General features: G+C 33.4%; 13 protein-coding genes. 4 read left to right on the top strand and 9 right to left on the bottom strand.

What is annotated here, in order from left to right; all coding sequences use genetic code 11:
- Positions 1-70 precede the first annotated feature (70 nt).
- Together ACJAZK_RS12920 and ACJAZK_RS12915 are read right to left on the bottom strand one after the other, a co-directional pair.
- On the bottom strand, positions 71-1,615 hold the full coding sequence (locus ACJAZK_RS12920) for a ribonuclease E/G (RefSeq protein WP_147231992.1): 1,545 nt from the start codon (positions 1,613-1,615) through the stop codon (positions 71-73).
- A gap of 333 nt (positions 1,616-1,948) precedes the next feature.
- Entirely contained in the window at positions 1,949-2,239 is a 291-nt protein-coding gene (locus tag ACJAZK_RS12915; RefSeq protein WP_028870804.1) for an HU family DNA-binding protein, read from the bottom strand.
- Between the two features lie 133 nt (positions 2,240-2,372).
- Here ACJAZK_RS12915 and mutY point away from each other — a divergent pair, with 133 nt between their 5' ends.
- The 4 genes from mutY (at position 2,373) to gldD (ending at position 5,881) form a co-directional block, all read left to right on the top strand.
- A complete protein-coding gene (gene mutY / locus ACJAZK_RS12910; protein ID WP_415224366.1) occupies positions 2,373-3,413 on the top strand; it encodes an A/G-specific adenine glycosylase in 1,041 nt (346 codons plus the stop codon).
- Positions 3,414-3,498: 85 nt separating this feature from the next.
- Positions 3,499-3,951 carry a single-stranded DNA-binding protein gene (locus ACJAZK_RS12905; protein ID WP_415224365.1) on the top strand — a complete coding sequence of 151 codons (453 nt, stop codon included), beginning with the start codon at positions 3,499-3,501 and terminating at the stop codon, positions 3,949-3,951.
- Positions 3,952-3,976: 25 nt separating this feature from the next.
- On the top strand, positions 3,977-5,284 hold the full coding sequence (locus tag ACJAZK_RS12900; protein ID WP_415224364.1) for a gliding motility-associated protein GldE: 1,308 nt from the start codon (positions 3,977-3,979) through the stop codon (positions 5,282-5,284).
- 15 nt (positions 5,285-5,299) lie between these two features.
- Entirely contained in the window at positions 5,300-5,881 is a 582-nt protein-coding gene (gldD, locus tag ACJAZK_RS12895; RefSeq protein ID WP_415224363.1) for a gliding motility lipoprotein GldD, read from the top strand.
- Between the two features lie 273 nt (positions 5,882-6,154).
- Here the strand turns inward: gldD and ACJAZK_RS12890 are convergent, their stop codons facing one another.
- The 7 genes from ACJAZK_RS12890 to hppD form a co-directional block, all read right to left on the bottom strand.
- Positions 6,155-7,822: a choice-of-anchor J domain-containing protein gene (locus ACJAZK_RS12890; RefSeq protein WP_415224362.1), complete on the bottom strand. Its 1,668-nt coding sequence runs from the start codon at positions 7,820-7,822 to the stop codon at positions 6,155-6,157.
- Between the two features lie 12 nt (positions 7,823-7,834).
- Positions 7,835-10,375 carry a TonB-dependent receptor gene (locus ACJAZK_RS12885; protein ID WP_415224361.1) on the bottom strand — a complete coding sequence of 847 codons (2,541 nt, stop codon included), beginning with the start codon at positions 10,373-10,375 and terminating at the stop codon, positions 7,835-7,837.
- 159 nt (positions 10,376-10,534) lie between these two features.
- Positions 10,535-12,184: a glucose-6-phosphate isomerase gene (gene pgi / locus ACJAZK_RS12880; RefSeq protein ID WP_415224360.1), complete on the bottom strand. Its 1,650-nt coding sequence runs from the start codon at positions 12,182-12,184 to the stop codon at positions 10,535-10,537.
- Between the two features lie 2 nt (positions 12,185-12,186).
- Entirely contained in the window at positions 12,187-13,470 is a 1,284-nt protein-coding gene (locus ACJAZK_RS12875; RefSeq protein ID WP_415224359.1) for a peptidoglycan DD-metalloendopeptidase family protein, read from the bottom strand.
- Between the two features lie 11 nt (positions 13,471-13,481).
- Positions 13,482-14,414 (bottom strand): tryptophan 2,3-dioxygenase family protein, encoded by a 933-nt coding sequence (locus ACJAZK_RS12870; RefSeq protein ID WP_415224358.1) that lies wholly within the window; start codon positions 14,412-14,414, stop codon positions 13,482-13,484.
- Positions 14,415-14,418: 4 nt separating this feature from the next.
- Positions 14,419-15,198 (bottom strand): DUF3108 domain-containing protein, encoded by a 780-nt coding sequence (locus ACJAZK_RS12865; RefSeq protein WP_415224357.1) that lies wholly within the window; start codon positions 15,196-15,198, stop codon positions 14,419-14,421.
- Between the two features lie 256 nt (positions 15,199-15,454).
- A complete protein-coding gene (gene hppD, locus ACJAZK_RS12860) occupies positions 15,455-16,615 on the bottom strand; it encodes a 4-hydroxyphenylpyruvate dioxygenase (protein WP_415224356.1) in 1,161 nt (386 codons plus the stop codon).
- Between the last annotated feature and the right edge of the window lie 246 nt (positions 16,616-16,861).

Below are 16,861 nucleotides of genomic sequence, written 5' to 3'. Positions count from 1 at the left end.
AGAAGAAAAAAGCACGAACCATTTTAAAAAGAAAAACCCCTTAACTCAAAGAGCTAAGGGGTTTTAGATATTATTTGATTTCCTTACCATCTTTATCAATAAAATGGTATTCAAGATATGTGTAAGCATCTCTAGGTAAAACTTTTACCCATTTTTTATGTTCTAAAAACCACTTAGAACGTACTGATGGAAACCCTTTGGTTATAAAGGCTGCTATAAATGGATGTGCATTAAGCGTAATCTTTTTATAGTCTTTTTTAAAGAGTCTCTCTAGGTCTTGAGTAATGCTTTGAATCACTTTAATTGGTGCTTCAATTTCCTCACCTGCAATACCATTTGGATTCTCTTCTTTTGTTTTAATATTGCGTTCTGGGCGAACACGTTGTCTGGTAATTTGTATTAAACCAAACTTACTAGGCGGCAAAATTTTATGCTTTGCCTTATCATCATTCATTTCGTCGCGAAGATGATTGTACAATTTTTTTCGATTCTCTGCTTTTCCCATATCAATAAAATCTACTACAATAATTCCTCCCATATCACGTAAACGTAACTGACGAGCAATTTCTGAAGCAGAAATCATATTGACTTCTAAAGCAGTGTCCTCTTGATTTTTTTCTTTGTTAGATCTGTTTCCACTATTAACATCAACAACATGCATCGCTTCGGTATGTTCAATTACCAAATAAGCACCTCTTGACATAGAAACTGTACGACCAAAAGATGTTTTTATTTGACGTTCAATACCATACTTTTCGTAAAGCGGGACGCCATTTTTATACAACTTCACTATTGACTCTTTAGCGGGTGCAATTTCTTGCACATAATCTTTAATCTGTCCATAAAGCAACTCATCATCTACTGTAATACTTGAGAAGGAGTCATCAAAGATATCTCTTAAAATTGAAGACGCTTTGTTCATTTCACTCAACACCTTACTAGGATGATGTGCTTTATTTAATTTTCTACACATTGCTGTCCATCGTTCCAGCAAATTCTGTAAATCTTTGTCGAGTTCGGCAACTTTTTTGCCTTCTGCGACTGTACGAATTATAACACCAAAACCTTTAGGCGTAATACTCTTGACCAAACGTTTTAAACGTTCTTTTTCTTCTTTAGAGTCAATCTTTTGAGAAATTGAAATCCGATCAGAAAATGGTACCAAGACAATATAACGACCTGCAATTGACAACTCGCTACTAATGCGAGGCCCTTTGGTTGAAATTGGTTCTTTTACAATTTGTACTAATAGAGATTGATTAGACTTTAAAACATTAGCTATGCTTCCGTTTTTGTCTATATCTTGCTCAAACTGAAAATTTTTCAGTAAAAAATCGGTATGTCTACCTGCGCTTACACGTTTAACGAATTTTGAAAGAGAAGGTAATTTTGGTCCTAAATCATGATAATGCAAAAAAGCATCTTTCTCATAACCTACATTAACAAATGCAGCATTTAGACCAGGAACAGCTTTGCGTACTTTGGCGATAAATATATCACCAACAGCAAAATTGTTATCATCTTCATCTTTGTGTAACTCGATAAGTTTTCCATCTTTTAATAAGGCAAAATCAACAATATCAGAACTCGATCTAATAATCAATTCTTTTTCCATGTTGTTAATTTTAATCTATTTTGATTCATTTCAAAACAGATGGATTTTTATTTTGACACAGGATATTTAATCCAGTAAACTCATGTATTACGTCTATTAAACGCAATAAACCCATGAATTTTATATCAAAGAACGTTAGTTGTTAAAACAATGAAAAAGTAGTTAAAAACTACTTTTTCAATTTATTTTTTCTTGTGACGATTAGCGCGTCTACGCTTCTTACGCTTGTGCGTAGCCACCTTATGTCTTTTCCTTTTTTTACCACTTGGCATAAATAAGTATTTTTTAAATTAATATTTGTTTTAATACCGAAACCTTTTCGATACGTATGTTTTAATTTACTTCAACGTTTGTCTTGACACCCTCAACAAATACTTTTGCAGGTTTAAATGCAGGAATATTATGTGCAGGTATTTTGATTGTTGTATTCTTTGAAATGTTACGTCCAGTTTTTTCAGCTCTTGTCTTTACGATAAAACTTCCAAAACCTCTTAAGTATACATTATCTCCACCTTCTAAAGAAGACTTAACTTCTTCCATAAATGTTTCAACTGTAGCCTGTACGTCTCCTTTTTCAATTCCCAATTTATCAGAAATTTTAGCTACTATATCAGCTTTTGTCATTGTTATTAATTTTAGGGTTATCTATTAATTATAAGGGATGCAAATATAGGTAATTTAATTTCAATATTTCATGCGTAATTAATTAAAATTTAACCCACTAAAGATTTATTTTTGTAAATATTTTTTTATTTATATGGATTTTAATAAAATTTTAACTCACTGGTATTCAGTTCATAAACGAGATTTGCCATGGAGGCAGACTAAAAACCCCTATCACATTTGGTTGTCAGAAATAATTATGCAGCAAACCCAAATAAAACAGGGTTTACCATATTACGAGACTTTTGTGTCTAATTATCCTTCCGTTTTTCATTTAGCAAACGCTGACGAGCAGGACGTTTTAAAACTGTGGCAAGGCTTAGGATATTATTCTAGAGCTAGAAACCTTCACGCCTCTGCAAAATATATTTCTAATGAACTTAATGGTGAGTTCCCAACTTCCTATCAAGACATGCTAAAACTCAAAGGTGTTGGCGACTATACAGCAAGTGCTATTTCATCTATATCTTTTGATGAAGCTCATGCTGTTGTTGATGGTAATGTGTATCGTGTACTCTCCAGATATTTTGGAATTACCACTCCTATTAATAGTACTGCAGGCATAAAAGAATTTAAACTACTGGCTACCCAATTATTAGACATTAAAAATCCAGGCGATTATAATCAAGCTGTTATGGAGTTTGGAGCTACTCAATGCAAACCCAAAAACCCGTATTGCATTGTTTGCCCTATAAAGAATAGTTGTGTGGCTTTACAAAAAGGAATAGTAGGAGAGCTACCTGTTAAAATCAAAAAGATAAAAATCACTAAAAAGCAGTTTAATTTTTTGGTGTTTATTTCCGAAGATAAAAAAACAGTTTTCGAGCAGCGCACTTCAAAAGGCATTTGGCAAAACCTATATCAATTCCCATTGATTGAAAGTGAGACTGAGATCCCTCTTAAATCATTTGAAAGCCATCCTTCAGTTCTGGACTACTTTAAAACTCTGGACTATTCATTTAGTGTATTTAACCCTAAACCTATTATACACAAGTTATCACATCAACATTTATATACCAAGTTTTGGATTATTGAAGTTAAACGACTTGAGACGGAAGGGATTCCAATTTCCGAAGTAAAAAACTATCCCACACCTATTTTAATAAGCAATTTTATAGATGCCTTTGGTTTCTAATAATTTATATTTTTTTCATACTTTTATTAATCAATCTATTTTGATTTCAAAATGTTTAATTTTGTAGTATAAAACAAACATAATTATGTCTGGAACATTAAATAAAGTAATGCTTATTGGGCATTTGGGAGACGAAGTAAAGATGCATTATTTTGATGGTGGTAACTGCGTTGGTCGTTTTCCATTGGCAACTAATGAAACGTATACAAATAAGCAAACTAACGAGCGTGTTACTAATACAGAGTGGCATAATATTGTGGTGCGAAATAAAGCTGCTGAGATTTGTGAAAAATACTTATCTAAAGGTGATAAGGTTTATATAGAAGGTCGTCTTAAAACTAGAAAGTGGCAGGATGACAAAGGGATGGATCGTTACTCTACAGAGATACAGTGTACAGATTTCACTTTTTTATCTACAAAAAATGATAGTCCAAGCGGACCTGCACCAAGTCCAAATCCTCAACAAGCTGCTCAAAAACCAGCTAGTAATCCTGCAGTAGAAACACCAACTGAAGACAGTGATGATCTTCCATTTTAATTAAACTAAACTTAAATTATTCACATTGGACCCCGAACCCACAAGTTTAATTATTACTATGCTCAATGGAAACGTGTCTTTCATTTTTGGGCTTGTTGTGCTTTTTATTTTACTCTTTTGTTCTGCTCTTGTAAGCGGCGTGGAAGTCGCTTTTTTCTCTTTAAGTAAGTCTGATATTGACTTAGGACTTGAAGAGGACTCTAAAAAATTTAATATAATTTCTAAACTTCTTGAGCGACCAAAAAAATTATTAGCAACGATTCTTGTTGCCAACAACTTTATAAATATTGGGATTGTTATTTTATTCTCATATATAGGTGAAACGCTTTTTGTTAGCGTTGAACTATATTGGCTTCGCTTTCTTTTAGAAGTTGTAGTGATCACCTTTTTGATTTTACTTTTTGGTGAGATTGTACCTAAGATTTATGCGAGTAGAAATCGTGTTAAGTTTTCGGTTTTTATGACCATTCCGTTAAAAGTTTTAGATGTGATTTTTTCTCCTGTTAGTTTACCAATGCGCCAAGTAACTTTAAGTATACACAACAAATTAGGAAAACAAAAATCAAATCTTAGTGTTGATCAGTTATCACAAGCGCTTGAGTTAACAGGTGATAGTGACACCACAGATGAAGAACATAAAATTTTAAAAGGAATTGTATCTTTCGGAAACACTGATACTAAACAAGTTATGCGCCCTCGGATGGATATTTTTGCACTTAATGAAGATTCAAAATACACAGATATCATAACAGAGGTTATTAAAAACGGTTATTCTAGAATACCTGTCTATAAAGACAGTATTGACTCAGTCACTGGTATTTTATACGTTAAAGATTTACTCCCTTATATTGACAGAGAAGAATTTGACTGGATAACCTTACTGCGTGATCCATTCTTTGTGCCAGAGAACAAAAAATTAGATGACCTTATGTTGGAGTTTCAAGAGAAGAAAGTGCATCTTGCTGTTGTCGTAGATGAATATGGTGGAACATCTGGAGTAGTGTCGCTAGAGGATGTTATTGAGGAGATTGTAGGTGATATTAGTGATGAATTTGATGATGACGATATCGTCTACACTAAAATTGATAACAATAACTATTCTTTTGAAGGCAAAACAACATTAAAAGATTTTTATAAAATTATAAAGCTTAACGACGAGACCGATTTTGAAGACAAAAAAGGTGAAGCTGAGACAATTGCTGGGTTTGTTTTAGAAATTTCTGGAATTTTCCCAAGACGTGACAGTAAAATAAATTTTAAAAATTACGTTTTCACTGTAGAAACTATAGACAAGAAGCGTATTAAACAAATTAAGTTTACCATTTTAGATTAAAATAATCTCGCCATTATGACCATTAAAAAACTAGTTCTACCTTTTCTCGCTGTTGCCTGTTTTTCATGTGGAAACGACCCATTACCCAAACCAAAGGCGATGTTACGATTAGAATATGACACCCCTAAATATTCTAAAATAGATGTAAGATTACCGTTTACTTTCGAAAAGAATGAACTTGCAGACAAGATCTCAACTATAAAATTAGATGGTGTTAACAACATCTCTGGTGTTAATATTAACTATCCAAATATGAAAGGAACTCTCTATCTTACATACAAGGCTGTTAATGACACTAATTTAACCTCTTTACTTAGAGATGCCCAATCTCTAACTCAAAAGCACACCATGAAAGCAGATGCTATTGAAAGCGTTCTTTATGAAAACCTTAAGCACAATGTATTTGGAATGTTTTACGAAGTTGGTGGTAATGCAGCATCACAATCTCAATTCTATGTAACAGATAGTATTAATCATTTTTTAACGGGCTCCTTATACTTCTACGCAACACCTAACTACGATTCTATATTACCAGCCGCAGCCTATCTTAAAAACGATATAAAGCACATTATGGAAACTGTGGAATGGAAAGAATAAGCAGTTAACAGTTAGCGAAAACAAATTGTACTATTTATTGATTCTGAATACCATAATAAAGTTCGCTTTAATTCTCATGCTCTTCATTTCAAATAAAAAAATTACCAAAATTATTACTTATTATAAATTTAGTTCCTAACCGAAGAACCTCGACTTCTTCCTATTGACACCTTCAAATAAAACAATACTTTAATCTTCTAAAAAATAGGAAATACAAAAAATGCCTATCGAATATCGATAGGCATTTTTTTATAACTTAAAGTTTTTGAATGACTACTCTAGATTGTAAATCCATTCACCAGCTAGTTTTATTAAGCGGAAATCTTCAACACCGCTACTACCGTCATAGATATCAACAGACATCACATACTTTTGCTCGTCTGCTGCTCCAGGAGCAATAACATTATCTAAAAGATCTGCAAAAACAGTTAGTATCATATCATTACTCCAGTAAGCTGCATTTGACGGTCTTCTATCAAAATTACCAAAGTTAGACATGCTTGATACTGCATCAACAAAACCGTCTGTTGCTGCGTAGTTAGCTGTTATATAATCAAAATCTCCAGCTGTAATCATATACCTCACCGTGTTATCTGGAACCCATTCGCCATCAGAGAAACCAAATTGTAAAGATGTAGAAATCACAGATTGACTAGGAACCCATGCTCCATTCATGTACATATAAGAGTTTCCTCTAATTCCAGCACCACTATTACTTGAGAAGTATTTATAGATTACAAAAATCTGATCTTCCTCCTGAGCAAAAGGATATGTGATACCTAAAAATGTTGGTATATAATTATCTGCAGGTGTAGAACTACTAAAGTTATTAAAAGCTCCAGGTTGCCCAGAACCTTCTCCCATAGAATCGTAATCTGAGTTGCTTAAATAATAAACATCTTCAGATTCTTCCCAAGAACCACCACCATAAACGAAGTATTCTCCTTTAGAGTTTGTAGCTCCAGTAACACCTATTGTTCTTACTGCAAAATCCTGTACTCTCCATCTTGGAGAATCGTTATCTGTAGAGCTATACTTAAGACCTACATGAACTGTTTCTCCTTCATAAGCAGAAAAATCAAAATCTTCAGATGTTGTTAAACTTCCGTAGATCGTTTTATCAAAAGGTATAGCTATCCATGTTGCAGCCATAACATCTCCTCCAGTTGAATAATCTGTAGAAATTAAAATATCAATTAAAGCATCATCTCCTAAAAAATCAATTTCTTGAGTGATTTGGAATGATAAACCAGATTCTCCTATTAAATTAATTTCTGGAGAAATCAACCATTCTTCAAGAGCATTTGCCGCACCATCAAAAGCAGAACCTTGAACATTAGCAGCTCCAAGAGTCCATCCTAATTCATCTGGACCAGATACTGATATTAATTCGAAGTTATCATAATCGTCAGGAAAAGTTGCTTGGTATACATTTGCTAACCCAACTACAGGGTTTTCAAAGTATTGCTTGTAAGTCGCAAGAACTATTTGCCCATCAACTGGATCAGAAATTTGAGTATCTAGTACCGCTGGAATTTCATTTGTTGCATCTACATCTGGATAAAAACCAAAAGCATCACTTCCTGTTACAGCATAATCATCATTAGTTAATTGATATGTTGTTGCCCCAGTGTAATCACTTACACCTTCTGCTTGTCCTACGAAAAGATCATAGTTAACTAAAACAGATGATCCTTCACCATATAAAGGATACAAATCGTTTAATAAAAATGGGATAGAATCTTTTGCTTGTTGCTCAGAACCAAAGTTTCCAAAGCTTAAATCAAAACGATCATAATCTGCATCGATAAGTGTGTATTCAAATGCACCAATATTTGGTTCATCAGGAAGAGCGTCAATTTCTGCATTGATATCTTCTAATGGGTTGCAACCTGTAAAGATTGCGGCCACTAAAGCGAATAAATAAATTACTTTTTTCATTTTTCTTTTTTTTTAAAAATTAAGTTTCATTCCAACACTAAATGTTCTACCGAAACCGTAGTATACTTGAGCAGATTGAGCTGAAGAATCTCCTCTATCTTGTGCATCTGCAATGTACTCTGTATCAAATACATTATTGATTCTTGCTGTTAAAGCAGCATCAAAATTACCAAACTTGAAACCATGACGTATAGCTGAATCAAAAATTCCATAAGCTGGTACTTCCCAAGCATCTGGACCTGCAACACCCCTATCACTAGGATCAAATCGCGCATACAAATTAGCGAAATAATTATAATCTATTGTAAATGTTGTTGTTGGCGTAAATTTATACTGCGTACCCAATGCAAATGTAGTTTGAGCAGCATCACCTACTCTTAAATCTTCAATAATAAGATCTACAGTATCTACTAGCTCATTTTCTTCATTAAAAATCTCTACACCTTCAACATTATCTGCCCATCTCCAATCTCCAAGCGAAGCCATACCAGTTAATGTTAATTGATTTGTAGCTCTATACTTTAAATCTATTTCAATACCTTGGTGTACTGCACCCACTCCTAAAATATTTGCAAATGCTACTGTATTATCTTGTAATTGAAATCTAGCAACCTCTGTTCTATCATTCCATGTTGTGTGGTATGCATTAATATTTGCACTCAATTTTTCACCTCTAAAACCATAACCCAATTCAAAACTAGTAATTTTTTGATTTTCAGCATCGTCATTAACATCTACATTATTACGATTCGCAAATACCGCGTTAAAAAACGCTGCTCTTTCAAGATACCCTAAGTTAACAAAAACATTGTGATTTTCATCTATATTGTAATTTGCTCCACCTTTAGCTCCATAACCAAAAAAGCTAACATTATCTGATTCTTGTAAAGGGTCACTATCTAAATACAAGAAACGATCTACTCTTTTATAATCTGTACTTGATGCTGACAAAGATACAAAAGCAGACAAGTCATCTTTATTGTATTCCGCCTGAGCAAAAAGTCCTAACCAGTTAACAATACCATCATTATCGTAGAAAATCTTATCACCTACTTGAGCTTGGTTGTTTGGGTTATTCACGTTTGCATCATCAGCTGCATATTGTCCACCTAGTAAATCTGTTACTTCAGTAAAGTGTATACCTTTATAATATCTATAATCTAAACCGCCCAATATCGAAATTTCATCTGTTAAATCTGTTTTTAAGGTAGATAAAATTCCATACCACTTGTGATCATTACGAGATGCTCTTAAAAAAGATTCTGACCCATTAACACCAGCGGTAATATTTTCGTCAACTATTCTATCAAAATCAATAGTTCCTAGATTACCTACTCTATAGTCTGAATTATCTAAAAAGAATTTAGAACTATCACCTCCAGTTCCACCACCACCACCAGAACCAAACGAGGCATATGCAGCTGTAGACAAGCTTGTTTTATCATTGATAGTCCAATAGTGATTTAAAGAAATTTGTGGTTTGTGATAAAAATTATCCTCAGAGTTTAATACTTGACCGTTTCTGTAACCCCAATCAGAATTAAATTTTCTACCTCTTTCACTATCTCTAAACGTTTCTATACTATGACGATTTTGTCTTTGACCATGTTGTTGCTTTGCTCCAAATGCTGTAAATGATAATTTGTGATCATCATTAATTTGCTTAGAAAGGTTTACAAAATAAGAGACTGCATTAAATGATGTTCCATCAACATAACCATCTCCATCTGTTTTAGAAGCAGAAACCGTAGCAGCTAGACCATTCTCCATCAATCCTGTAGAATACGTTACACCAAATTTCTTAAAACCATCGTTTCCGAGTGTTGTGTACAAATTACCACCTTCTTCTACATCAGTCGTTTTACTAATAATATTAATTGTGCCACCAATTGATGGCACAGCCACTTTTGAAGCACCAAGACCTCTTTGTACTTGCATAGAACTTGTTACATCACCTAAACCAGCCCAGTTAGACCAAAAAACACGACCGTTTTCCATATCATTTACTGGCACACCGTTAATCATTACAGCAACGTTTTCAGAGTCAAAACCACGAAGGTTAATTCTACCGTCTCCATAACCACCACCCGCTTTTGTAGCATATACACCTGGCGTAGACTTCAAAATCTCAGGAAATTCTTGTGTCCCTAATTTTAATTCAATTTCTGCAGCTCTAATTGTAGATACAGCAACAGGTGTTTTTCTATCTACTGCAACAGATGCAATAATTTGAACCTCCTGTAAACCTACCTCACTAGATATTAAAGTAATAGTCCCTAAATCTTGATCTCCAGAAAAAGAAATCGTTTTAGACGAGTAACCTACAAATGTGATTACAAGTTCTCCAGTTGACGCTTTTGCTTTTAAAGTAAAGTTTCCGTCAAAATTGGTTGTTGTTCCGTTTGATATCCCTTTTTCAACGACGTTGGCTCCTGGTAAAGGCTCATTAAAATCAGACCCTAAGATCTTACCCGTTATTGTGCTTTGAGAAAAGGCAAGCGTAGTGCACAAAAGGACTACAAACACCAATAAACATTTTGAAAATTTCTTCATTGTTTCAATTTTATTAAAGAGTTTTAATTTTCGGCAAAAATACATCTGTTTAGACAATACTATATTACCTTAATGTTAACATTTATTAACATGTAAAATTACTTAAAATTTTCTTAAAATTTGAAATTACATTACTAAATACGAATTAAGTATTTAACACTACCTATGCGAGTTTTGATAGTATTTGATGATGTTTTGCGTAGAATCGTCGTGATTGTTAATAACATTTACGTCTTGAAGCTCCTTTAAAATTGTGTTAGCGAGTTGCTTTCCTAACTCGACACCAAATTGGTCATAGCTAAAAATATTCCAGATAACCCCTTGAACAAATATCTTGTGTTCATACATGGCAATTAGCTTCCCTAAACTTTCAGGTGTTAACTTTTCTATTAAGAATGTCGTTGTTGGTTTATTCCCATCAAATACCTTGAAAGGTGTCAAGTCTTTAATTTTTTCTTCGGAAGAGCCTTGCATCTTCAACTCATCAATAACTGTTTTTGCAGACTTACCATTCATTAATGCTTCTGTTTGCGCAAAAAAGTTTGACATCAATTTATCTTGGTGATCTTGGTTACCGTGTAATGACTTTACGAATCCAATAAATTCTGCAGGAATTAATTTTGTTCCTTGATGAATTAATTGAAAAAAGGCATGTTGTGAATTTGTACCTGGTTCTCCCCAAATGATAGTTCCTGTTTGATAATTAATCTTATCACCATTTCTATCGATACTTTTTCCATTACTTTCCATGATCCCTTGTTGAAGGTAAGTCGCAAATTGATTTAAATATTGCGAATATGGAATGACAGCTTCACTTTCAGCATTGAAAAAATTATTATACCAAACACTAATCAACGCCGTAATTACAGGGATGTTTTTATCAAAATCTTCGGTTTTAAAATGTTCGTCCATTTTATGCGCTCCTAAAAGAAGGCTGTTAAAATTTTCAAAACCTACTGCTAAACTAATAGAAAGACCTACGGCACTCCATAACGAGAATCGTCCTCCAACCCAGTTCCACATTGGAAAAATATTATTTTCATCAATTCCAAAGGCTTTCACCTTCTCAATGTTAGTCGAAACTGCTACAAAATGTTTAGAAACTGCTTCTTGAGGTGCCTGTTTTAAGAACCAATCTCTAAGCGTATTGGCATTAGACAGGGTTTCTTGTGTGGTAAATGTTTTTGAAACAATCACAAAGAGTGTTGTTTCTGGGTTTAAGTTTTTAATAACTTCGTTGACATGGTCACCATCTACATTACTTACAAAATGAGTCTTTAAATGGTTTTTATAAAAAGCCAATGAATCAACTACCATTGCTGGGCCTAAATCTGAACCACCAATACCAATATTTACAATATCTGTAAATGGTTTATTTGTATACGACTTTAAATCGCCTCCAATTACTTTAATAGAGAACTCTTTAATTTTACGTTTGACTTCGAAAATTTCTGGCATTACATTTTTTCCATCAACAAAAAGCTCTGTACTCTCAGAATTTCTCAGTGCTGTATGTAGGACTTCACGACCTTCTGTTTTATTGATAACATCTCCGCTAAAATACTTAACCATAGCATCTTTAAGTTCGACTTCATTTGCTAATTCTATTAACAAATCAAGTGTTTCTTTAGATAATCTATGCTTTGAATAATCCACATAAAAATCGTCCCATTTAATAGTCATATCATTGGCCCTATTACTATGTTGCGCAAACAAATCTTTGATGTGTTTATGTTCTATCGTTTTAAAGTGGGCTTGTAATTTGCTCCAAGCTTTGGTTGTTGTAGGGTTGATTGTTTTTAATGCCATTTTTAAATTTTACTAGTAATTGTTTTTCCTTCCGAAGGAATATCTTTTATATGATCTTCAAATTGAATATTATCAAGTTGTAGTTTTAGAGGCTTAATAAACTCTGTATATTTTGCTTTTAGTGCATCTGGAATAGACTCTGCAGCTGGTAATTTTTCTCTAAATGGATCTACTTGTTTTCCATTCTTCCAAAATCGATAGCACACATGTGGTCCGCCTGTGTTTCCTGTCATACCAACATATCCAATCACAGCTCCCTGTTTGACAAAAGCACCTTTTTTTACATTTTGCTTTTGCATGTGTAAATATTGTGTGCTGTAAGTCCCATTGTGTTTAATTTTTACGTATTTCCCGTTTCCTCCGCGTCTTGTAGATTCTGTAACAGTTCCGTTAGCCGTCGCTAAAATTGGAGTTCCAATAGGTGCCGCAAAATCGGTCCCTTTGTGAGGCCTTAGTCTATAACCATAGTATTTAATACGACGGTTTAAATTATAACGAGATGATATTCTACTAAACTGTACAGGTGCTTTTAAGAATGTTCTTCTTAAACTCTTTGTGTTTTCATCAAAATAATCTGATATATTTTTTGTGCTATCCACCTCAAAATTAAAGGCATAAAAATGCTCATCTTTATGTTGAAAATAAGCAGCATCGATACTTTCGATTCCTGCATAAATAGAGTCCTGAATAAAGCGTTGCTTGTACACAATTTTAAAACGGTCACCTTTTTGAAGTCTAAAGAAATCGATTGTCCAAGCATAGATGTCACTCATATCATTAATTAATTGATATGGCAAACCTTGAGACTCCATGGTTTCAGATAAGTTATTCATTACAATACCAGACGCGATTCTTTCTACTAAAGTTATGGGTTTTTTACCTTTATAAGTTTCTATTGAATCTGTAAACTTAATAACAACATAATCAATACTATTGGGCTGATAAATAAAACACTCAGGTGTTTGTAGAGAGTCATTTTTGCACAATAAGGTATATGGTTTCCCAACTTGAAGTCTTCTAATATCAAAACTATCTTTTGCGTTTTCAGCAATATTAAAAATTCTAGGATATCCAATGTGATTGCGCTCTAAGATTTCTCCAAAACTATCACCACTTTTAATGGTATCTCGCTTAACGATGAAATCTTTAAGAATAAAACCAAATTCTGTAATAGGTTCTGGTTCTATAATGACTTTTACGGGCTCTACTTTTGGTTTGTCTTCTTGTTTACACGAAAAAACACAAACGCATAATATAAGTGCTATTAATAAATGTTTTGATTGCATTATGTAGTCTGTTAAATATTTTCCCCCCAATTTTTTAGTTCTTCTTCACTCCAAAGTTCTGGAAAAAATATACGTTTCTGATATTTTGGATGCATATATTTTTTCCAATCACTTCCACCTGTGGCTTCACCATCACCTGTTCCACTTTCTATGTAGTGACGCGCAGTATTGTAGTGTGCCATTACCCATGTAATGTTAACTGTATGATCAAAGTGCCTCATGGCTTTAATTATACTTTCGCTTTTTTGATCTTCTATAGGAAGTTCTTTAAATCTAGACCATAAATTCTTTGTGTTATACGTTTGCATAAAGCGAATAAAGTCTCCTTTATAGCGTTTTTCAAAATTAACTAAGAGTGTTGATTTTTTACCTGTCTTATAATCTTTACCTGCGGCTTGCCAATATAAATGTTCAAAAGCATGCTCGAAAGGCGTCTCTCTATCTATTGTTTTTCTAAATCTGTAATCTATAAGATTGATGAGCTCTGTAGAGGCAAATTCTATCATTCTATATTGCGCGCTTTGAAATCCGCTAGCAGGTGTTAGCGTATATCGAAATTTCATATACTGTTCAATAGACATACCTTCTCTCATGATATTAAAAGACGTCGTCAGCATATCAAAATAACGACTTACGCGCATAATTTTATCTTCAAAATAAACAACATTGAGTTCTTCTGCCTCTGCGACTTGTTGAATTTCCCATAAAATCATCTTAAAAATAAGTTCATTTATTTGATGATAGGCAATAAATACCATCTCATCTGGCAGCGTCGTACGCTGAATTTGAAGATTTAGTAAGGCATCAGTTTGTATATAGTCCCAATATGTAATTGGCTTACTGTGAAGCAAGCCTTGTAGGTGGTCATCTGTCTTTTGACCTATTTTATTATATTTCTCTTGTAACTGCTCAACGATATCGTCAAAGCTTCGTAAATCCTCCATTTCGTTAGTCAAATTGTATTGGGAAAAAGTGTTTAAGACCTTTAAATTCTATTAAGTCTGCTCTTAAAGAACCTACCGCTAGGTCTGCTTTTATTTTTAGCGGAATTTTATTTTCATCTGCACTTACCCAAAGTGTCAAACTTTCTTGCTCCTTAAAAACACGTCCAGCCATGACATAAGGTCTAAACTTTAAGGTTTTTATTTTACCAAATTCGGTTTCTATAGTTTCTCGCCCTAAAAATTTTAATTTAAAACCAAAATTCTCTTCATCAAAAAACATGTCTAATTCTATAACCTCTCCAACTTTAATATCATCGGTATCATAATTATTTCGAAGATAATAAAAGGCAGATACCATATCTTGAACATTGGGCTCTGTAACTACAGTCTTTATTGTTTTATACTTTTTATTTTCTACTAGTGCTTCTCGTTTATTATGATCAAAGGCAATCTCAATATTTTTAGTGTGACCACCTTCATCAATTTTTCGTATAAACTTATAAGGAACTCCTGTTTGTTTATCAAAATAGCTCTCATATCTATCTTTAACTTTAAAAATCCATTTAATCGCACCTGTGGTCCAACCTTTACCTGTTACATGAAACACAGGCTTACCCTCTAAAATCGTTTCATCAACAGATAGTGTTGCATTCCCTGCTTTTAGCATCCCACTATAACTCATCTCAAATTTAAACCATTCTCCATCTTGAAATGCGCTTTTCTCCTGGGCAAAAGAAGTTTGCAGACAACACAGAACACTAAATATAAGTAGCACGTTTTTCATTGTCGTAATTATTATAAATAAAACTTTTACCGTTCCATTTTATTGTACAGTAGGTAGAATTACAATTACTATTCCAAAAATATAAATTTTATTGAAACCATTATAGATAAAGGTGTTATAGTTGTGTTAGTTTTTATAAAAAATTTAATGTTCTTTTTTTTCTTCGGAAATGTACAACATCCAAAGCTTGTCTCTAAAAAGAAAGCTCAATCTTTAAAAAGATTGAGCTTTTAAATAGATCAATTTCAAACGTTTATTACAACGTGCCTCGTTTTGCTTGTTCTCGTTCAATAGATTCAAATAATGCCTTAAAATTACCTGCACCAAAACCTTGAGCTCCCATTCTTTGAATAACCTCAAAGAATAAGGTCGGTCTATCTTCTAATGGTTTGGTGAAAATTTGAAGTAAGTAGCCCTCTTCATCTGCATCTATCATTATAGATAATTTTTGAAGTTCACCAATATCTTCTTTCATCATCTCCATATGTTCTCCTAATCGCTTTGGAATCTCATCATAATAGGCTTGAGGTGGTGGTGGTAAAAACTCTATACCTCTCGCTTTTAATTGTGCAACGGTTTTAATAATATCATCTGTTGCTACTGCGATATGTTGTACACCAGAATCCTCATAAAAATCCAAATACTCTTCAATTTGAGATTTTTTTGCAGCTTTTGCTGGTTCATTTATTGGAAATTTAATGCGACCATTACCATTACTCATCACTTTACTCATGAGTGCCGAATACTCTGTGTGGATTTGTTTGTCATCAAAAGATAAGAAATTTACAAATCCCATGACCTCTTCATACCATTTTACCCAAGTATTCATTTGTCCCCAACCCACATTGCCAACCATGTGGTCTATATATTTTAACCCTACAGATTCTGGATTATAGTCTGACTCCCATTTTTGGAATCCAGGCATAAATGTACCTGTGTAATTTTTGCGTTCTACAAACATATGAACCGTTTCACCATAGGTATAAATCCCTGCTCTCACCACTTCACCAAATTCGTCTTTTTCAACAGTGGGCTCCATATAAGATTGAGCCCCTCTTTTTGTAGTTTCTTCGTATGATTTTCTAGCGTCATCGACCCATAAAGCAATTACTTTTACACCATCACCATGTTTTACAATATGGTCATTGATTGGTGATTTACTGTTTAGTGGTGTTGTAAGCACCAATCTAATCTTATCTTGTTTTAGGACATAGCTTACAGAGTCTCGTGATCCAGTTTCTAGTCCTTTATAAGCATGCGATTGGAAACCAAATGCTGTTTTATAAAAATGAGCAGATTGCTTAGCGTTACCTACGTAAAACTCTACATAATCTGTACCTAAAAGTGGTAAAAAATCTTGTGCGCCTTCGAATATTTTTTCTAATCCATAATCGACACTTTTTACTTCTTTTGCCATAGTGACTTTATTTTAGAACTTTCTTGGGAGTTTTTTTGAAGTGGTTTAAACTTTTACCATTCGTTAAAAAATTGTTCTTTTTCGTTCATTTTTTATCTTTTTTTCACTTCCGTAGCGATGCTATGCAAACTAAAAAAATCCTCAAATGATCAAAAAATCATCAATTTTCACTTAAATGCTAAAATTTGAAATCACTTCATATTTCCGAAGAAAATAAATTTATTATTTTAATTATTTAAACTGTCT

This window comes from Psychroserpens sp., from assembly GCF_047633235.1.
Classification (GTDB): Bacteria; Bacteroidota; Bacteroidia; order Flavobacteriales; family Flavobacteriaceae; genus Psychroserpens.
This window is presented reverse-complemented; position numbering and strand designations above follow the sequence as displayed.